This is a genomic window from Pigmentiphaga sp. NML030171, from assembly GCF_002188635.1.
In the GTDB taxonomy this organism is placed as follows: Bacteria; Pseudomonadota; Gammaproteobacteria; order Burkholderiales; family Burkholderiaceae_B; genus Pigmentiphaga; species Pigmentiphaga daeguensis.
Genome location: NZ_NINX01000016.1, coordinates 40,868 through 60,527 on the forward strand (window position 1 = coordinate 40,868; position 19,660 = coordinate 60,527).

At 68.3% G+C, this 19,660-nt stretch carries 16 protein-coding genes; 8 read left to right on the forward strand and 8 right to left on the reverse strand.

Going from position 1 to position 19,660, the window contains the following annotated elements; translation table 11 throughout:
• Positions 1 to 22: 22 nt before the first annotated feature.
• On the forward strand, positions 23 to 2,644 hold the full coding sequence (gene cphA / locus CDO46_RS04280; protein WP_087837329.1) for a cyanophycin synthetase: 2,622 nt from the start codon (positions 23 to 25) through the stop codon (positions 2,642 to 2,644).
• Here cphA and CDO46_RS04285 read toward each other — a convergent pair.
• The 3 genes from CDO46_RS04285 to CDO46_RS04295 all read right to left on the reverse strand — a co-directional run bounded on the left by CDO46_RS04285 (position 2,598) and on the right by CDO46_RS04295 (position 5,942).
• Positions 2,598 to 3,473, reverse strand: a complete 876-nt coding sequence (locus CDO46_RS04285; protein WP_087837330.1) for an arginase family protein — start codon at positions 3,471 to 3,473, stop codon at positions 2,598 to 2,600. The genes cphA and CDO46_RS04285 overlap by 47 nt on opposite strands.
• Positions 3,470 to 4,429 (reverse strand): GNAT family N-acetyltransferase, encoded by a 960-nt coding sequence (locus CDO46_RS04290; RefSeq protein ID WP_207958612.1) that lies wholly within the window; start codon positions 4,427 to 4,429, stop codon positions 3,470 to 3,472. Before CDO46_RS04290 ends, CDO46_RS04285 begins: the two co-directional genes overlap by 4 nt.
• A 136-nt stretch (positions 4,430 to 4,565) precedes the next feature.
• Complete coding sequence (locus tag CDO46_RS04295; RefSeq protein WP_087837331.1) at positions 4,566 to 5,942, reverse strand: aspartate aminotransferase family protein; 1,377 nt, start codon at positions 5,940 to 5,942, stop codon at positions 4,566 to 4,568.
• Positions 5,943 to 6,434: 492 nt separating this feature from the next.
• Here CDO46_RS04295 and CDO46_RS04300 point away from each other — a divergent pair, with 492 nt between their 5' ends.
• Positions 6,435 to 7,799 carry a TolC family protein gene (locus tag CDO46_RS04300; RefSeq protein WP_165963099.1) on the forward strand — a complete coding sequence of 455 codons (1,365 nt, stop codon included), beginning with the start codon at positions 6,435 to 6,437 and terminating at the stop codon, positions 7,797 to 7,799.
• Between the two features lies 1 nt (position 7,800).
• Positions 7,801 to 8,925: an ABC transporter permease gene (locus tag CDO46_RS04305; protein ID WP_243724456.1), complete on the forward strand. Its 1,125-nt coding sequence runs from the start codon at positions 7,801 to 7,803 to the stop codon at positions 8,923 to 8,925.
• An 18-nt stretch (positions 8,926 to 8,943) separates the two neighbouring features.
• On the opposite strand, the gene CDO46_RS04310 is transcribed toward CDO46_RS04305, so the two are convergent.
• The 4 genes from CDO46_RS04310 to CDO46_RS04325 form a co-directional block, all read right to left on the reverse strand.
• Positions 8,944 to 9,804 carry a spermidine synthase gene (locus CDO46_RS04310; RefSeq protein ID WP_243724457.1) on the reverse strand — a complete coding sequence of 287 codons (861 nt, stop codon included), beginning with the start codon at positions 9,802 to 9,804 and terminating at the stop codon, positions 8,944 to 8,946.
• A gap of 36 nt (positions 9,805 to 9,840) precedes the next feature.
• Entirely contained in the window at positions 9,841 to 10,269 is a 429-nt protein-coding gene (locus CDO46_RS04315) for an RcnB family protein (protein WP_207958613.1), read from the reverse strand.
• Between the two features lie 231 nt (positions 10,270 to 10,500).
• Positions 10,501 to 11,526 carry an aromatic ring-hydroxylating dioxygenase subunit alpha gene (locus CDO46_RS04320; protein ID WP_087837334.1) on the reverse strand — a complete coding sequence of 342 codons (1,026 nt, stop codon included), beginning with the start codon at positions 11,524 to 11,526 and terminating at the stop codon, positions 10,501 to 10,503.
• A gap of 7 nt (positions 11,527 to 11,533) precedes the next feature.
• Positions 11,534 to 12,697 (reverse strand): ABC transporter substrate-binding protein, encoded by a 1,164-nt coding sequence (locus CDO46_RS04325; RefSeq protein WP_087837335.1) that lies wholly within the window; start codon positions 12,695 to 12,697, stop codon positions 11,534 to 11,536.
• A 145-nt stretch (positions 12,698 to 12,842) separates the two neighbouring features.
• On the opposite strand from CDO46_RS04325, the gene CDO46_RS04330 reads away from it, so the two are divergent.
• The 5 genes from CDO46_RS04330 to CDO46_RS04350 all read left to right on the forward strand — a co-directional run bounded on the left by CDO46_RS04330 (position 12,843) and on the right by CDO46_RS04350 (position 17,295).
• Positions 12,843 to 13,757 (forward strand): LysR family transcriptional regulator, encoded by a 915-nt coding sequence (locus CDO46_RS04330; protein WP_087837336.1) that lies wholly within the window; start codon positions 12,843 to 12,845, stop codon positions 13,755 to 13,757.
• 74 nt (positions 13,758 to 13,831) lie between these two features.
• Positions 13,832 to 14,293, forward strand: coding sequence for a MarR family winged helix-turn-helix transcriptional regulator (locus CDO46_RS04335; protein ID WP_087837337.1), 462 nt, complete (start codon positions 13,832 to 13,834; stop codon positions 14,291 to 14,293).
• 156 nt (positions 14,294 to 14,449) lie between these two features.
• Entirely contained in the window at positions 14,450 to 14,875 is a 426-nt protein-coding gene (locus CDO46_RS04340; protein WP_087837338.1) for an organic hydroperoxide resistance protein, read from the forward strand.
• Between the two features lie 89 nt (positions 14,876 to 14,964).
• Positions 14,965 to 16,770 carry an alkaline phosphatase gene (locus tag CDO46_RS04345; protein WP_087837339.1) on the forward strand — a complete coding sequence of 602 codons (1,806 nt, stop codon included), beginning with the start codon at positions 14,965 to 14,967 and terminating at the stop codon, positions 16,768 to 16,770.
• Between the two features lie 141 nt (positions 16,771 to 16,911).
• Entirely contained in the window at positions 16,912 to 17,295 is a 384-nt protein-coding gene (locus CDO46_RS04350; RefSeq protein WP_087837340.1) for a WYL domain-containing protein, read from the forward strand.
• Between the two features lie 21 nt (positions 17,296 to 17,316).
• Here CDO46_RS04350 and CDO46_RS04355 read toward each other — a convergent pair whose 3' ends face one another.
• Complete coding sequence (locus CDO46_RS04355; RefSeq protein ID WP_087837341.1) at positions 17,317 to 19,659, reverse strand: sulfatase-like hydrolase/transferase; 2,343 nt, start codon at positions 19,657 to 19,659, stop codon at positions 17,317 to 17,319.
• Between the last annotated feature and the right edge of the window lies 1 nt (position 19,660).

The window sequence follows — 19,660 nt, forward strand, 5'->3', positions numbered from 1 at the left end:
GGAAACGCACAGGAAGAACATCATGGAAGTCTCACGTATCCGCGCGCTGCGCGGCCCCAACCTGTGGAGCCGGCGCACCGCGCTCGAGGCGATCGTCTCGTGCACCGAAGCCGAGCGCGCCATCGCCGGCATCCCCGGCTTCGAGGCGCGCCTGCGCGCCCGCTTTCCCGCCATCGGCCTGTTGCAGCCGGCGGGACAGGAACGCTCCGTGTCCATGGCACGCGCGCTCGGGCTCGCCACGCTGGGGCTGCAATCGCAGGCCGGCTGCCCGGTCACCTTCGTGCGCACCGTCCCCACGCTGGACGCGGGCATCTACCAGGTCGTGGTCGAGTACACCGAGGAAGAAGTCGGCAGGCTGGCCCTGAAATTCGCGCTCGAACTGTGCCAGGCCGCCGAACAGGACACGCCCTTCGACCTGGAGGCCGCGCTGGCCAAGCTGCGCGACCTGGACGAGGACGTCCGCATCGGTCCCAGCACCGGCGCCATCGTGCAGGCGGCGGTCCAGCGCGGCATCCCGTACCGCCGCCTGACCCAGGGCAGCCTGATCCAGTTCGGCTGGGGCAAGAAGCAGCGGCGCATCCAGGCTGCCGAAATGGACCGCAGCAGCGCCATCGCCGAATCGATCGCCCAGGACAAGGAACTGACCAAGACGCTGCTGCATGCCGCCGGCGTCCCGGTGCCCGAGGGCCGCCCCGTCGAGGATGCCGAGGACGCCTGGGCGGCGGCGCAGGAGATAGGCGCCCCCGTGGTCGTCAAGCCACGCGACGGCAACCAGGGCAAGGGCGTCGCGGTCAACATCTCGACGCGCGAGCAGGTCCTGGCGGCCTATGCCGTGGCCGAAAAGTACGGTTCGGCGGTCCTGGTCGAACGCTACATTCCCGGCCACGATTTCCGCCTGCTGGTGGTGGGCAACAACCTGGTCGCGGCCTCGCGGCGGGATCCGCCGCAGGTGTTCGGCGACGCGGTGCACACCATCCGCGAACTGGTGGAAGAAGTGAACAAGGATCCTCGCCGCGGCGAGGGCCACGCCACCAGCCTGACCAAGATCCGCCTGGACGACATCGCCATCGCGACGCTGGCCAAGGCGGGCTACACTCCCGACTCGGTCCCGCCCAAGGGCGCGCTGGTCATCCTGCGCAACAACGCCAACCTGAGCACGGGCGGCACGGCCACCGACGTCACCGACGAAGTCCACCCCGAGTTCGCCGCCCACGCCATCGCGGCGGCGCGCACGGTGGGCCTGGACATCTGCGGCGTGGACGTCGTGGCCGGCACCGTGATCAAGCCGCTGGAAAGCCAGGGCGGGGCCATCGTGGAAGTCAATGCCGCTCCCGGCCTGCGTATGCATCTCGCCCCGTCCTACGGCAAGCCGCGCGCCGTGGGCGAGGCCGTCATCGCCGACATGTTCGCGCCCGAGGACGACGGCCGCATCCCCCTGGTCGCGGTGGCCGGCACCAACGGCAAGACCACGACCGTGCGCCTGATCGCCCATCTGCAGGGCGTCAACGGCCATCTGGTCGGCATGACCAATTCGGACGGCGTCTACATCGGCCAGCAGCGCATCGACGTGGGCGACTGCAGCGGGCCGCGCAGCGCCCGCAACGTGCTGCTGCACCCCGACGTCGACGCGGCCGTGTTCGAGACGGCGCGCGGCGGCATCCTGCGCGAGGGACTGGGCTTCGATCGCTGCGACGTGGCGGTGGTGACCAACATCGGCATGGGCGACCACCTGGGCCTGAACTTCATCAGCACGGTCGAGGATCTCGCGGTGGTCAAGCGGGTGATCGTCGAGAACGTGGCGCCCACCGGCACCGCCGTGCTCAACGCCACCGACCCCAACGTCGCCAACATGGCCGACAGCTGCCCCGGTTCGGTGATCTTCTTCTCCAGCGACCGCCAGCACACGCTGATCACCACCCAGCGCGCCAAGAACCAGCGCGTGGTCTATCGCGACGGGCAAGCCATCGTCGCGGCGCGCGGCGCCGAGGAACAGCGCATCGCGCTGGCCGACATCCCGCTGACCTACGACGGCGCGATCGACTTCCAGGTCGAGAACGCCATGGCGGCCATCGCCGCCGCCTGGGCGCTGGGCCTGGACTGGCAGGTCATCCGCCGCGGCCTGGCCAGCTTCGTGAACGACGCCCAGACCGCGCCCGGCCGTTTCAATCGCTTCGAGTTCCGCGGTGCCACGATCTTCGCCGACTACGGCCACAACCCGGACGCCATCCAGGCGCTGGTGCGCGCGATCGAGCGCATGCCCGCCAAGCGGCGTTCGGTGGTGATCAGCGGCGCCGGCGACCGCCGCGACGTGGACATCCGGCGACAGACCGAAATCCTGGGCACCGCCTTCGACCAGGTCGTGCTGTACGAAGACCAGTGCCAGCGCGGCCGCGAGGATGGCGCAGTGCTGGCCCTGCTGCGCGAGGGCCTGGCGGGCGCGACCCGCGCGCAGGACGTACGCGAGATCCGCGGGGAGTTCCTGGCCATCGACACGGCCATGGACGAACTCGGGGCGGGCGATCTGTGCCTGATCCTGGTGGATCAGGTGGAGGAAGCGCTGGCCCACATCGAGCAGCGCATCGCCGCGGATTGCGCGATCAATGCGGCGATGCGGCAGCCAGCAGGCCAATCAATCGCGCATTGAGCGCGTGCTGCTGGGCCTGCCATTGCGCCAGGAGTTCCGCCGATGGCGCCTCCTGGCCGTCGGCGGCGCTCAGCCACCGCTTCCACCAGGCGCGGTACTCGTAGTGCGAGACCTCGCCCGTGATGTCGCTGCCGATCACGCGGCCCGACAGCGCCTCGAGCGCCCGGGCCACGTGCTCCTCGCGCAGGATGCCCTGGTCCCAGTTGGTGCGCGCCACCTCGGGGTGGAACACGTCCTTGTCGATCGAGACATAGGTCGGCTCGGACGAGGCCGCCAGGACGGGCAGCACCGCATCCATCAGCGCCTGCGGGCCGTCGAAGCTGCGCACGGCGCCGCCCAGGCCCAGCAGCCGGGCCCAGCCGGCATCCACGTTCATGCACCAGTAGCTGAGCTTGCCGCCCGCCAGCGGACGCAGATAGTTTTCCCAGCTGTGCGACCAGCCCACGTCGCCCGACGTGATGCCGATCACATGGACGTGCGACACGAAGGGCAGCGCGGCCACCCTGCGCACCCACGACCCGCAGTGGATGCCGAACAGATAGCGCATGTTGTCCGGATGGTTGTCGAACACCACCACGCGGAACGGCCCTCGCGCGCGCATGCGCTCGATCAGGGGCCAGCTCAGGTGGTGGAAATCGCCGCTGCCCATCAGCACCGTGCCATGCTGCGCGGGCATCGCGCCGTCCAGCTCGCGCCGCAGGGCGCGGAACGTGGCCAGCGAGCACCCGAAGCGCACGGACTCCTGCCAGGACTGCAGCGGCAGCACCGTGGCGCCGGCCACGTGGCCGCAGGCATCGTCGAAATCGAGCACCAGCGGAGCCGCATTCATGACTTGTCGCCCTCGCTCCACGTACGGTCGCCCTCGAAACGCCCGGCGAAGCGCTTGAGCACGGCCCGCAGCAGGGGATTGCGGATGTAGACGGCGTGCCGGGTGAAGGTGAACGACGCCCCCAGGTAGGATTTCACCTCGGGATCGGTCCAGCCGGCGATGTAATGGCGCAAGCCGCGTTCCAGCGCGTATTCGAGGTTGACCATCCAGCTGACGAAATACAGGTTGTTGTCCCGCGCCTCGGGATACCGGAACCCGATGTACTTGTCGACCAGGTTGCCGTCGCACTCGAAGCAGATGTTGTAGCCGATCATCCGGCCTTCGCGCCGGTACACGAAAATGATCCCGCCGCTGTCGCCATCCTGCAGGACCCGCTGGAAGAAGTCTTCCGTCAGCAGGTCGAAATGCATCTCGCTCTGGTCGTAGACGTTGCGGTACAGCGCATAGAACTCGCGCAGCACCTCGGGGCGCGTGAACCGGGCATCGCCCGCCATGACCCGCTCGATGTCCAGCCCCGCGCGCGAGCGCAGCTTGCGGCGGATGTTCTTGCGCCGCGAATAGGACACCCTTTCCAGATAAGCGTCCAGGCTGGTGAAATCCACGGGTACGTAGGCCAGCGCCTGGCCTTCCACCAGCACGAAGCCCTCGGCCTGGCAGGCCTGGGCCAGCGCCGCCGCGTAGTCGTTTTCCTCAGCGCTCAGCAGCGGCGAGTCCTGCGGCAGGTCCTTGACGATCAGGAACGGCTGCTGGCCGCCGTGCTCGGCCTTCAGTTGCGCGGCCAGGCGCACGGGATCCGTGCCCGCGGCCAGCAATGCGTATTCCGAGACGGTCGTGCCGACGAACGCGGTGCGCGGCTGCAGCAGGCCCTTCCAGAAGCGGAAGCCCGGCAGGCGCCGCACGAGGCGCTTGGCACCGTCGTCGGCAGTGGTCAGCAGGTCGAAGCGGGCGCGGAACATCGGGCCGCCGCTGGCGGTCACCCACGCAGAAAAGCCTTGGGGCGGGCAAGCCAGGAAATGGCCTACCAGCCCCTCGGGTTCCAACCTGTTCAGGTACGGCCGCAGGAAGTCCGGGGTCGCCCCCGGACCGGCAACCTCAACCGCCGTTCTTTGCACGAGTCAGCAACTGGTCGAGCAGCGCCAGTCCCTGGTCGATCTCTTCCGGCGTGATGTGCAGCGAAGGCGCGAACGTGATGACGTTCTTGTAGTAGCCGCCGACGTCCAGGACCAGGCCCATCTTCTTGCCCTTGTAGTCCAGGTCGCCGGACAGGCCGATGTCCACCATCCGGTCCAGCAGCGCCTTGTTGGGCGTGAAGCCGTCCTCGGTGCAGATCTCGGCGCGCAGGGCCAGGCCCAGGCCGTCGACGTCGCCGATCTCGCGATGGCGCTTCTGCAGGTCCTTCAGGCCCTCCAGGAAGTGCTTGCCGCTGGCCATCACCATGGCCTCGTAGTCGACCTCGGCCAGCATCTTCATGGTTTCCAGGCCGACGGCGGTGCCGAGCGGGTTGGAAGCGAAGGTGGAGTGGGTCGATCCCGGCGGGAACACCGTGGGGTTGATCAGCTCTTCGCGCGCCCACAGGCCGGCCAGCGGGTTCAGGCCGTTCGTGAGCGCCTTGCCGAAGACCAGCACGTCGGGCTTGACGCCGAAGTGCTCGATGGCCCAGAGCTTGCCGGTACGGTAGAAACCCATCTGGATTTCATCGACCACCAGCAGGATGCCGTATTGGTCCAGCACCTTCTTCAGGCCCTTGAAGAAATCGGGCGGGGGCACGACGTAGCCGCCGGTGCCCTGGATGGCCTCGACGTAGAACGCGGCGTATTCGGCCTGGCCCACCTTCGGGTCCCAGACGCCGTTGTATTCGGTCTCGAACAGGCGGGCGAAACCGGCCACGCAATGTTCGCTGTATTCCTCGGGCGTCATGCCGCGCGGGCGGCGGAACGGATACGGGAACGGCACGAAGTGGGCGCGCTCGCCGAAGTGGCCGTAGCGGCGGCGGTAGCGGTAGCTGGAGGTGATGGCCGAGGCGCCCAGGGTACGGCCGTGGTAGCCGCCCTCGAAGGCGAACATCAGGCTCTTGCCTTCCGTGGCGTTGCGCACCAGCTTGAGCGAGTCCTCGACGGACTGCGAGCCGCCGACGTTGAAGTGCACGCGGCCCTTGTAGCCGAACTTGCGCTCGGCGTCCTGCGCGATGACCTTGGCCAGCTCGATCTTGGTCGGATGCAGGTACTGGCTGGCGACCTGGGGCAGCACGTCCAGCTGCTTCTTGAGCACGTTGTTCAGGCGCTCGTTGCCATAGCCGAAGTTGACGGCCGAATACCACATCTGCAGGTCCAGGTACGGCGTGCCCTGGGCATCGTACATGTAGCTGCCTTCGCAGCGATCGAAGATCTTCGGCGGATTGACGTAATGGACGGTATCACCGAACGAGCAGTATTGCGCTTCGTCGGCAAGCAGTTGGGATTCGGAGCTCATTAAGGGAAACCTCGGGGGAGATCAGTTGCGGCCGCGGGCCTTGTGGGCTGGGCGCCCACCGCTTATCGTTCTGGGAAGTACACGGGAAAGTCCCCGGCGACCTTCCCGACCCTCCGCCGTTGCGCAGTATCGCAGAAAAGCCGTGGACTGCCATCGTCGACACGGCCGGTGGGCTGCGCCTGTTGCAGGAGGCGCATAGGGTAAACGGCCATGGTGGACATTTCCATTACCATTCAGTAAGACGCTCCTGCCGCGGAATTATAGCTGCCCGGCGCCCGATATATCGCGCCGCTCGCGCCCGATGCCCAACAGACAGTAAGATCACGCCTGTCGCGATTTCGCCCCTCGTCGCCGGGGCCGCTTACCGCCTCCACGCCCCACAGCTCCTCTGCGCGCCTGGCCATGCCCTTTTCCCGTATTCCGCAGTGCCCTCCTTTTCGCCCCGGCCTCCGATGGGCGCTGGTCCTGGCGGCCGCCGCCCTGGCCGGCTGCGTGAGCGTTCCGGCCCCGGACCTGCATGCCGACGTCCCCGCGCAATGGAGCAATGCCGCACCGGGCGCGGCCGCACCCGCGCCCGCCGAATGGTGGAAGGCGTTCGGCGACCCGCAGCTCGACGGCCTGGTGGAGCAGGCGCTGGCCGGCAACCTGACCATCGCCGAGGCCCATGCCCGCCTGCAGGCCGCGCGCAAACTGCATGACGCAGCCAACGCGCCCTACCTGCCCAACCTGAATTTCCGCACGCGCGACGCGGTCGCGGCCGACGCCAGCAGTTCGTACTTCCAGGCCGGATTCGACGCCACCTGGGAATTCGGCCTGTTCGGGCGCGGCGAAAGCGCCGAACGGCAGGCCCGCGCCAGCGTGGACGCGGCCGCCGCCACCTTGCAGGGCGCGCGCGTCAGCGTCGCCGCCGAGGTCGTGCGCGCCTGGCGCGAGCTGCGCAGCGCCCAGGCCCGGCAGCGATTGCTGAAGGAAGCGGTCACTCTGCAGGAACGCCAGGTAGAACTTGTCTCGCTACGGGAACGTACGCGCCTCGCGTCGCGCGTGGACGTCGAGCGGACCCAGGCCGCGCTGGAACAGGCCCGGGCCTCGCTGGCCGACCCCGGCATGGCCGTGCGGCAAAGCGCGCTCAAGCTGGCCGTGCTCCTGGGCCGCCACGAGCCCGACCCCGCCTGGACCCGCGAGCCGGCCGTCGCCACGCCCCCTGCCACGCTGGCCGCGATCGCCAGCACGCCCGCCGACATGCTGCGCACCCGTCCCGACGTCCAGATGGCCCAGGCGCGCGTGCTGGATGCCGCGGGCGCGCTAGGCATCGCCCGGGCCGACCTCTACCCCCGGCTGGGCATAGGCGGTTCGCTGACGGTGGCCAGCAACTTCGCCAACAACTTCAACCGGCGCAATACGCCTACCTATACCCAGACGATCTTCTCGCTGGGGCCGCTGATCGACATCCCGCTGTTCGACTGGGGCCAGCGGCAGGCCGCCGCGCACGCCCGCAGCGACGAACTCGATGCCGCCCTGCTGGCCTACCGGCAGGCCGTGCTAGAAGGATTGTCCGAGGCCGAGTCGGCGCTGATCGAACTCGACCACTACCGGCAACGCCGCGAAGCCGAGGAACGCGCGCTGCAAGCGATCGGCCGGGCCGCCGACCACGCCGGGCGGCTGACGGCCTCGAAGCTGTCGAGCGAATTCGACAACGCCGACCTCGCCTCGCGCCGCATCCAGGCCCAGCTGGCGCTGTCGGCCACCACGCTGGCGCGGGACCTCGCGTTCATCTCGCTGCACAAGGCCGTGGGCGGCGCCCCGGCCTGGCGCGGCGAGGAACAATCCTCCGCCGCCGCTTCCCCCCACGATCATTGACATGCTCGCACGCAAGACTCTCATCCACGAATGGCCGCGCTTCCTGCCGGCGGTGGTGGCGGTGGCCTTCTCGGGCCTGCTGCTGCTGGCCCAGGCCAGCCTGGTACTGGGCATCTTCGGCAACGCGGCGGTCTACATCACCGCGTCCGACGCCGACATCTGGATAGGCTCGCCCGGCACGCAAAGCATCGACCAGGGCCTGCCGCTGAACCCCGACATCGAGATGCCCCTGCGCATGGACCGCGGCGTCGCGGCCGTGGAACCCTTCTACCTGCGCTCGGCCGAATGGCGCAGCCCCGAGGTGCATGGCGGGATGAGCGTGGCCGTCTCGGGCGTGGACGTCCGGCCGGGCAGCATGCTTTTCGCGCGCCTGCTGTCGCCCGAGATGCGCGAACGCCTGGCCGAGATCGGCACCATCGTCGTGGACCGCGCCGACCTGCACAAGCTGGGTACGCGGCAAGGCGGACAGGCGACGCTCAACGGCCATCCGGTGCGTGTCATCGGCGTCATCAGCGGCCTGCGCGCCCTGGACGGCGCCAACGTGCTGGCCTCGTCCGACACGGCGCGGCTGATCAGCACCCCGGACGAAGGCGACCTGCCCACCTACTTCGTCGCCAAGGTGCGCAACCTGTCGGAAGCCGAAGCGGTGCGCGAACGGATCGCGAACCAGCGCAGCTTCGGCGCCTACGAGGTCTGGAGCAGCAAGGAGTTTTCCAAGAAGACGCAGCTGTACTGGCTGCTGCAGACGGGCGCCGGCGCTGGCGTGCTGTTCCTGGCCGGCGTGGTGTTCCTGGCGGGCGCAGCCATCACCAGCCAGACCCTGATCGCCGCCATCGCCGGCTCCATGCGTGCCTACGCCACGCTCAAGGCCATGGGCGTCAGCGCTTCGTCGCTGCGCACGGTGGTGCTCAAGCAGGCGTTCGGCGTGGGCGTGACCGGCACCGCGCTGGCCGCCATCCTGTGCGTCGTCCTGCTCACGATCGCGCGCGGGCAGAACGTGCCGGTGCGCATGACGCCCGCGGTGGCAACGGTGTGCGCCATCCTCGTCATGGCGATCGCGCTGATCTCCGGGCTGTTCGCGGTCCGGCGCCTGCATCGCGAGGATCCGGCATCGCTGCTGCGCTGACCAAGCGGTAAGGCCGCCTCAGTCGCGCAGCGGCCGCGCGTCCTGGGGCCAGTCGGGGCGGGTCGAGAACATCGGCAGCAGGCGATCGGGATCGATGCCCATGGGGGCCAGGGCGGGTTGCAACGAACGGGCGCGCGCCGCCACCTCCTCCTGGCCGGGCAGCGCCCCGGCCGAGGCCAGGACCACCCGGTTGGCGCCGCGCAGGTTGTAGAACGGCCCGAACACCTCGGCATACGTCGCCGATTCGCTCGCGTACGAGCCGCTGGACGCGAACGTGTTGGCCGCCAGCACGCCGTCGGGCCGCAGGATGGACCGCACCTCGCGGATGAACTCCACGGTCGACAGGTGCCGGGGAATGTAGGTCTCGTCGAAGGCATCGAGCATGACGATGTCGTAGCGGTCGCCGCGACGGGCCGCCGCCTCTACGAACGCACGTCCGTCGGCCACTTCCACTCGCATGGACGGCCCCGTCCGGAAGCCGAAGAAGCGTTCGGCCACGCGGGCCACGGCGGGATCGATCTCGACCACGTCGATGCGGGCCTTGGGCACGACCCTGGCCAGCGCCATGGGCAGGCTGCCGCCGCCCAGGCCGATCACCAGGATGCGTTGCGGGTCCGGGCGCAGGTACAGCGAGGCCATCATCATCCGGGTGTAGTCGAACAGCAGCTGTTCGGGCCGCGCCGGCAACTGGCAGGTCTGGCGCCCGGGCGCATGCACGCTGCCGAACTTCATGCAGCGCTCGCCCCGGGACTCGTAGACGACGATGTCCTCGAAGGCCGATTTTTCGTTGTGGAGAATGGTCTGCGCCGACAGCGGCGTTGCCGCCGCCAGCGCCAGGACCGCCACGCGCGCCGCGAGGCGCGTATGCCGCATGGACATGGATTCCCGCTCCGATGTCCTCGCGGACAAGGGCCGTCAGTTGTTGAGGATGATGCTGGCAATCACGCCGGAAGCGATCGCGACCAGCAGGTACTCGGAACCCATCTGCACCCACTGGTAGCCCGGACGCGGCCGATAGAGCCGATGGGCATGCCAGTCGTTCACGACATAATAACCGCCGCGATGGTAGTTGGGCAGGCGGTCGCCGCGCGCCCAGCGGTGCGGCGGAGGCGGCGCCCAGCCGCGATGGACGACGCGCGGCGCATCGCGATAACCGTCGCGGTAGCCATGGCGGTAGTCGCGGTCGCGGCGGCGGTCGTCCCAATGGCGATGGCCGCCCCGGTCGTGCTTGTCGTAATGGCCGTGACCGTGGCCGCGATCCCAACGGTCTCCCTTGGCCTGGGCCGCAGCGCCCAGCGCGAGGCCGGCACAGGCCATCGCAATCACCAGCGTCTTCTTGATCATGATGTCGTTTCCTTCTAACCCGGCGCCGCCTGCGCCGCCGCGTACGCAGCGGCGAGCACACTTGGCTTTCGGCAAGCTGACTGTACACCGCGGCAATATTGATACATTGCTACATACGTAATCAAACGTGTGCGCGCGGCGGCCCCGCGGACGGAATCTCCAGGCGCGGCGCGGGCCGGGCGATGTTGCAATAAGCCGGGCGGACCGTCCCGCCGCCGCGACACGCGCCGCTCAGGCCGGGCCGCGCTCCTGCTCGAGCAGTTGCCTCAGGACGCGGCGTATGCGGATCGAGCCCGTATCAGTGGCCAGCAACACCGGCTGGGCGTCGAACAGGTCGGTGCCCCCCAGCAGCCGCTGCTGCGCCTCGATCACCGGCTTGTCCTCCTCGACGAAGACGCGCGTCATCAGCGCATGCCGCAGCCGGGTCATGTCCTCGTCGTCCTGCCGGTACTCGCGCGTCAACCAGTACCAATAGTGGGACGAGGTCCGCGTCTCGGGCGTGACGATATGGGCATTGAAGGTACGCAGGCCCTGCTCGGCGGGCGCGCCCATGGGCGTGACGCTGATATCCAGCTTGAGCAGTCCGGCGGGACTCCAGGTCACGCGATTGACGAAGTCCACGGGCACGCCCGGCTGCGGCAGGAAACGGTCGTAGACCGGCGGCGCCGGCTGTCCCTGGCTGCGCAGTTCGATGACCACCTCGGTGCCCTGCTCGGATACGACAGGACGGTTCTCGACGAAGGCGCCGCCGCCCAGCGTGGTCGCATGCAGATACTCGACATGGCTGAGGTCGGCGACATTGTCGACGATCAATTGGTAATGGCAGGCCGAGGGCATGGCGCCGCGCGACTGCGCGGTGGCAGGCACGCGCGCCATGTGGCCCAGGTCGGGCACGCGGGCGGCGTCGGCGGCCTCAGGCACTCCCATCCAGATCCACAGCACGCCGTCGCGCTCGGCCATCGGAAAGGCCGGTACGCCGGCCTTGGCCGGGATGGCGCCGTGCGGGTTCTCCACGCAGCGCCCGCCGGCATCGAAGCGCAGGCCGTGATAGATGCAGCGCAGCGTATCGCCGGCCAGCGTGCCGCGGCTGAGCGGCGCCACCCGATGCGGGCAGCGGTCCAGCAGGGCGACGGGCGCGCCGTCCCCGCGGCGGAACAGCACCACCGGCTGCTCCAGGAAGGTGCGCGGCAGCAGCGTCCCGGCGGGGAGCTCCTCGCTCCAGCCCGCCATGTACCAGCAATTTCTCAGGAACTCCATGCCATCCTCACGACATGCGGCATTGCGCGTGGAAACTGTCCTTGGCGTCGGACAAGGGCTTGGACACGGTCTTCAGGCTGACCCGCCCCTGAGCATCGCGCGCGGCCACGAACATGTAGAAATCCTGGATCGGGTAGTTGTTGGTGTTGAAGCGGAAATTGCCGCGCACCGACTTGAAATCCGCCGCCCGCAAGGCCTTGCCCAAGGCCTGCTTGTCGTCCACCTTGCCGCCGGTGGCCTTCAGCGCCGAGCCGATCAGCCGCGCGGAATCGTAGGACTGCGCCGCGTACTCGGACGGAATGCGGCCGTACTTGGCCTCGAAGGCTGCGACGAACTGCCGGTTCTCGGCATTGGGCAGGTCGGGCCCCCAGTTGCTGCTGTTGAACACGCCCAGCGCGGCCTCCTTGAGGGCGGGCAGGTTGGTGCCGTCGGCCGCCGCATTGGTCAGCAGCGGGATCTTGCCCAGCAGGCCTGCCTGCCCATAGGCACGCACGAAGGCCACGCCGTTGGCGCCCGGGTAGAACGCATAGACCGCGTCCGGCCGCGCGGCCGCGATGCGGGTGATCTCGGCCGAGAAATCCAGCTGGGCCAGCGGGGTGTAGATCTCGTCGGCCAGCGGCTGGCCGTAGTTGCGCTTGAAACCGGCCACGAAATCCTTGCCGGCCTGGTAGTTGGGCGCGAGCGCGATCACGCGCGCATAGCCCTGCTGCCTGGCATAGGTGCCGCTGGCCTCGGCGAACTGGTCGTTCTGCTTGGCCGCCGAAAAGAAGAAAGGCGAACAGGCGGATCCGGCCGTGGGCGACGGTCCGGCGTTGCCGGACACCATGAACACCTGCGCCGCGGCGAATTTGCGGGTCACCGCCATCGCCACGTTCGAGAACGTCATGCCGGCCACCAGCGCCACTTTCTCGCGCTCGATCAACTCGTCGGCGATCTGCGTCGCGACCTCGGGCTTGAGCTGGCTGTCCCGGCGCACGATGGCCACGGGAATGCCACCCAGCCTCCCGCCTTCCTGTTCCACCGCCAGCATGAAGCCGTCGTACATGTCCTGGCCCAGCATGGCCTGCGGACCGGACAGTTCTCCCATGAAACCGATCCTGACCTGGGCCTGCGCCCCCGAAGCCAGGCACGCCCAGGCCAGCGCCGCGGCCAGCGGATATCTTGCTTGCATGCATCGTCTCCTGTCGGCGCCTGGCGCCTCGTTCTTGGCTGGCCCCCCGGTCGGGGGCCCAGCCAGCAATCTAACGGCGCCAACAGAATTCCAATAGCAAATATTTCTAATATCGACTATTTGATATTCAGATAATATCCGCGACATGAAGACCGACTTGAACCTGCTGCGCGTGCTGGTCGCCATCTACGACACCGGCAGCGTCAGCGCCGCGGCGCAGCGCCTCGCCATGAGCCAGCCGGCCGCCAGCGCCGCGCTGTCGCGCCTGCGCGCATCCCTGGGCGACCAGTTGTTCGTGCGGCGCGGATCCCGCATGGAAGCCACGCCGCGCGCGCAGCACATCATTGCCCGCACGCGCGAGGTCATCCAGGTCATCGACCACGAGATCCTGCCCAACCCCGAGTTCTCGCCGTCCCGCTTCGACGGCGAACTCACGCTGTGCATGAGCGAGATCGGCGAGGCGGTCTTCCTGCCCGCCCTCTACCGGCGCATCCGCGCCGAGGCACCCGGCGCGCGCCTGCGCACCATCGGCCTGCTGCCGGCCGAACTGGAAGGCGCCCTGTACGAAGGCCGCGTCGATTCGGTGCTGGGCTACTTCCCCGACCTGCAATCCCACTTCATCTTCCAGCAGCGGCTGTATTCGCACGACCTGACCTGCCTCGTGCGCCAGGCCCATCCACTGGCCGGCCCGCGCATGACGCTGGACGAATTCCTGGGCATGGACCACGTGCTGGTGCGCGACGACGGGCGCAGCCAGGAAATGTTCGAGCAGGAACTGGCCGCCCGCGGCATCGAGCGCAAGATCGCGCTGCGCACCTCGCACTACATGAGCCTGGGCACGCTGATCAACGACAGCGACCTCATCGTCGTGCTGCCGCGCGCGGTGGCCGAACTGCACGTGCGCAGCGCCAACGCGCGCATCGTCGAACCGCCCTTCCCCATCCGCCGCTACGACCTCAAGCAGTACTGGCACCGGCGCTTCCACGACGACCCCAAGAGTATCTGGCTGCGCACGCTCATCCAGGGCGTCCTGGGAGAACCGGCGCCGGCCATGCCGTGACGGCACCGGCATGCGGCATGTTTCCATCAATTAAATCGCTTGCGATTTAATTTTTCGCTATCTATACTGCCGGCATGAATGCGAAACCCCAAGCCGCCGCCAGGTCCGCGCCGCTGTCGCTGGACAACCAGCTCTGCTTCGCGCTGTACTCCACCAACCTGGCGATGAACAAGCTCTACCGTCAGTTGCTGGGCAAGCTGGAGCTCACCTATCCCCAGTACCTGGCCATGCTGGTGCTATGGGAACGGGACGGCCTGACGGTTTCCGAGCTGGGCCAGCGGCTGTTCCTGGATTCCGCCACGTTGACGCCCCTGCTCAAGCGGCTCCAGGCCATGGAATTGATCGCCCGCACGCGCGGCAAGGAAGACGAACGCCAGGTGCTCGTCACGCTGACGCCGAAAGGCCGGGCGCTCAAGGCCAAGGCCGCTTCGGTTCCTTCCGCCGTCCTGTGCGCCAGCGCATGCACCCCTGCCCAGCTCGCCGCCACCAAGCAGCAATTGGAGGCCCTGCGGGACAGCCTGTTGAAGAACGGCTGAGACATGGCGGCCCAACCGGAGATCCGCATGGCGCGTCACGGCATTTAAATAGCACACGATTAAATCGCTAAATACACATGTAGCCGGCCGGGGTGGCGGCCGACTGCATCCCCAACCGCCACCCATGGCTCTGCGAGCCCTTCCAGGAGTTTCATCATGCCCATCGAAAAAGTCCTCTATGTTGCCCACGCGACGGCCACCGGCGGCCGGGACGGCAAGGCCGCCTCTTCCGACAACGCGCTGGACGTGCGCCTGTCCACGCCCAAGGAACTGGGCGGCGCGGGCGGCCCCGGCACGAATCCGGAACAGCTGTTCGCTGCCGGCTACTCGGCATGCTTCCTGGGTGCGCTGAAGTTCGTCGCCGCCAAGGAGAAGGTCGGCCTGCCAGCGGACACGCAGATCGAAGGCGCGGTGGGCATCGGTCCCATTCCGACCGGTTTCGCGATCGAGGTGGAACTCAGGATCTCCCTGCCGGGCCTGGAGCGCGCCACGGCCGAATCGCTGGTGCAGAAGGCCCACGTCGTGTGCCCCTACTCCAACGCGACCCGCGGCAACATCGACGTCACGCTCACGGTGGTCTGACCCGCCGCGCGGCGGCGCGGATCGTTCACTTCGTTGTCACCCGCGGCGGGTAGCCTGCCCGGCGTCTTCCCCACGCGAACACGACGAACATGACCGATACTCTTGCCCGCCGCCGCTTCCTGCGCGGCGTCGCCCTGGGCGGCGCCGGCGCCGCCTCTTCCCTGGCCCTGGCCGCCTGCGGCGGCGGCGACGATGACCATCCCGTCGACGTCGGCTTCACCCATGGCGTGGCCAGCGGCGATCCGCTGGCCGACCGCGTCGTCATCTGGACCCGCGCCGTCCCGGCCGGCGGCGGCGACGTCGACATCAAGTGGGAAATGGCCACCGACGAGGCCTTCAAGAACATCGCCAAGAGCGGAGCGGCCAGCGCCCGCGCCGACCAGGACCACACCGTCAAGGTCGACGTCGCCGGGCTCGCGGCGGGAACGGTCTACTGGTACCGCTTCAAGCACGAGGACAAGGTCTCGCCCATCGGCCGCACCCGTACCCTGCCCACCGGCCCGGTCAAGCAGGCCAAGCTGGTGGTCTTCTCCTGTTCCAACTACCCGGCCGGCTATTTCCACGTCTACGCCGAGGCCGCCAGGCGCGGGGACCTCGACGCCGCCATCCACCTGGGCGACTACATCTACGAATACGGCCGCGACGGCTATGCCTCGGAACAGGCGCAGGCCATGGGCCGGCCGTCCGAACCCGCCAACGAGATCGTCTCGCTGGCGGACTACCGACGCCGCTATGCCCAGTATCGCAGCGACCCCGACCTGCAGGCGGTGCATGCCGCCCTGCCCTTCATCGCCGTGTGGGACGACCACGAGATCGCCAACGACACCTGGGAAAACGGCGCCGAGAACCACCAGCCCGATACCGAGGGCGATTTTGCGCTGCGCAAGGCGGCCGCCGTGCGCGCCTACCACGAGTGGCTGCCCACGCGACCGCAGTCGGCGCCCAACGTCATCTACCGCAGCTTCGACTTCGGCGACCTGCTGTCGCTCCACATGCTCGATACGCGCGTCCTGGCCCGCGCCAGGCAGCTGTCCTACACCCGCTACTTCGGCGCGCTGCTCGGCAATCCCGACCCCGCCGCCGGTCTCGCGCAGTTCGCCGCCGCATTCACCGCCGACGTCGCCGCGCCTGGCCGGCAACTGATGGGGCAGGCGCAGACCACCTGGCTGCGCGACCGCATGGCCGCCTCGAAGGCGACCTGGCAAATCCTGGGCCAGCAGGTGCTGATGGCGCCGGTGCACCTGCCCATGCCGGTCCTGCTGGGCCTGCTGGCCTCGACGGGCCAGTTGGGTGACGTCGAGATTCCCGCCCAGTTCGCGATGGACCCGGCCGCCTACGCCCGGCTGGTGGCTCGCCAGCAAGCCGGCGATCCGACCCTGACCCCGCAGGAACGCGCCATCCTGGCCATGCCCTGCATCCCGTACAACCTCGATTCCTGGGACGGCTATTGGGCCGCGCGCGAGACCGTGCTGGGGATGGCGCGGCAACTGGACAAGAACCTGGTCGTGCTGGCCGGGGACACCCACAACGCATGGGCCAGCGACCTGCGCGACAAGGACGGGAACGCCGTGGGCGTGGAGTTCGCCGCGTCGTCGGTGACCTCTCCCGGCTTCGAGGAATACCTGGGCGACGGCGTGCCTGCGGGCCAGTTGGCGGCCCTGCTGACCGGCCTGGCCAACCTGTCCACCCTGGCCGCAGGCAACAAGTGGGCCGGCAGCCTGAAATACGCCGACACCAGCCTGCGCGGCTACATGGTCCTGACCGTCACGCCCGAACGCATCCGCGCCGACTGGCAGTACGTCGACACGGTGCATGCCCGCGACTATCGGGCGTCGCTGGGCAAGAGTCTCGCCACGCTGCCGGGCGCGTCGAACCGCAGGCTGGTCGAGGTCTGATCTCCCAAGCACCACGACAGGGTTCCGGGCGCGCCTTCATGGTGCGCCTTGACCCTTATTTGTGCATCGCAACATTTTTCTGGCGATCCGGTTTTTCAGGCGCTACCATCAAGGCAATCCACCAGGATTACCCGAACTGCGATGCACAACGAAACCCGCTCCACCCTCTTGTCCGCCGCCATTGCCGTCCGGTCCGAACTTCAGTTCCACTACCACGGCGCCACGCGCATAGCCCATCCCCACAGCCTGGGCTCCACCACCGACGGCACGCTGATCGTGATCGCCTGGCAGCTGGACGGCCGCTCGGGCGATCCGCCCGGCTGGCGCCTGTACAACGCCGACAGGATGAATCGCCTGGTCCGCACGGGCCAGCGCTTCGAACCCTTGCCGTCTCCGCCCTACAAGCTGGCCGGACTGATCAGGACGCCGTACGAATCGCCCTTCGACGACGACCGTCCCTTCGACCTGCCGCCGCTGGCCAGCCAGCAGCGCAAGAGCCGCGGCAGGTGGCTGCGGACGATCTGAGTCCGCGGTTGCCGCCCGCGCTCACCCCGCCACGGTCAGCTTGCACGACCTGCCCAGGTTGGCCTGGATGATGGCGCGATCCGCGTCATCGGTCTTGCCATCGTGGTTGAGGTCGTACCAGCTGGATTGGGCCACGCCCTCGTGCAGGTTCAACCGGCTGAGCTCCATCCAGTTGTCCAGGTCCTTCTGGTCGACCACGCCGTCGCGGTTGCCGTCGCCCGGACAATTGAGCGAGTCGTAGCTGTAGTTGTAGGCCGCCACGCGGTCCCGCAGGTCCATCTCGGCCTTCAAGGCGGCATAGGCCTGCTGCGCCTGGGCATCCAGCGCGGCGGTGATGGTGGGCGAGCCCGTGGCGATGGCGCTGCCGCTCCGGTCCAGCGTGGGATCGGGAACGGCCATGTCGATCCGGTAGAGTTCGTCGGTGTTCCGGTTTTCCACATATGCCGAGTTGACCGGATTGGCGGTGTCCACCGTATAGGTCTTGCGGTTCAGGCGCACCAGCTTGTAGCTGCCGTCGCTGACGGCTTTCTGTGAATCCGGCAGGACGTCCACCGCGTCGTCCGCGTCCAGCGCCTTGCGGTAGGACAGCACCTGTCCGCATTGGCTGAAACCTTCCGCGGGCACGCCCGCCAGCCCGGAGCCCGCCCCGTACCAGACGCCGCTCTGGTCTTCGCACAAGGCCTTGTTCGGAAAAATGGTGAAGCAGGCATTGGCCGCTTCCACGACGCAGGGCTGGGGCGTGATGTCGCTGGCAGGATTGGTGAAATTCGTACCCATTTCGGAGAAATTCAGGCTGCGGATGGCGCCTTGGCCGGGGTTGGTCAAGTAGGCCAGCATGGGCTGGGCGTCCACCGGGCGGTTGGCGGGCACGCCTGCCTTGACATCGGCCCCGGCGATTTCCGCGAACAACTGGTACAGGTCGGGCGAGCTGACCTGGTGCGCCACCTCCCGGCCCGGCTCCTTCACGATCGGGCCGGCCACCAGCAACGGCACCGATACGCCGGTCTGGTAGGGGAAGCCCTTGGCGCGCGTGGGGTCGAAGCGGCCCGGCGCGGTGAACTTCACGCTGTTGACGTAGGTGCCGTTGTCGCCCATGACGACCACCACGGTGTTGGTTTTCTCCGGCTGGTAGTTCAGCGTGCCGTCGCCGTTCCAGGTGGCAAGACCCAGTTCCACCAACAGGCGGCCGATCTCCTTGTCCATGGCCTCGACCATCAGGTTGGTGACGATGTGGTCATCGATCAGCGCCGTGATCCGGCCCGGCGCGCCTTCGATGTCGCTGGCCGGCGAGCAGAGCAGGTTGTCGTTGCGGCCCGGGGTCGATTCCGACACCAGCGACAGGGGCGGCACTTGCAGCGGCGCGTGGATGGCGGAATAGCCGACCGACATCATCCAGGGCGTGTCCGTGGACTGCCCACGGGCCCAGGCCACGGCACGGTCGGTCTCCATGGTGCTGCGATAGCCGCGCGCGGACGGATCGGTGGCCGTGACCTTGCGCGAGGTGCCGTCGGCCCAGCTCTGGATGAACTCGCCGGTGTAGTAGCCGTTCTGCGCGCTGAAGTCGATGTAGCCGGGCCGGGCGCCCTGGCAGGACTGGCCGGGGTCGAAGATCCCGCCGCGTTCCATGCAGCTGCGGCCCGGCGTGACGATGTCGCTGCTGCGGGTGATGGACTCGCAGCTGCCCGTCGCGAAATAGCACGCGCCGCCGTCGGCGCCGTTGACGGGGTCCATCGTCGTGTTCGACACGAAGCCGCATTTGTAGGTGCCTTCGGCCACGGTGGCCAGGCCCGCCCGCGTGTCGATCGGATAGGGGGCACCGTCCAGATAGCCGTCGAAGTAGTCCCAGCCCAGCTTCCACATGGTCTGGTGGCCGTACGGCAGGTTGGCGGCGGTGCCCAGGTCGGAGCCGGTCAGGTGCATCTTGCCGATCAGCGCGCTGGTATAGCCCTGGGTGCGCAGGAGCTTGGGCAGCGTGACCTCGTAGGGCGAGATCTCGGAATTGGCCAGGTCGGTGGACACCACCGCGTTCAGGATGTTGGTGCTGGACGGGTAGCGGCCGGTGAAGAAGGTGGCGCGGGTCGGCGTGCAGGTGGGCATGGCCCAGGCATTGCGGAACTGCAGGCCGGCCTTGGCGATGGCCGTCAGGTTGGGCGTCCTGGGCGGCACGGCGCCGCCGTAGCCATACGAGGTCAGTTGATCCAGGCCGAAATCGTCGATCACGATGAACAGGATGTTGGGCTTCTGCTGCGCCTGCGGCGAGGGCTTGGCGCCGCTGTCGTCCGAGCAGCTCGACAGCAGCAGCGCGGATGCGGCCGCGGCCGCCGCGCACAGGATGGTCGGCTTGGCGCACGGTATCGTTTTCATG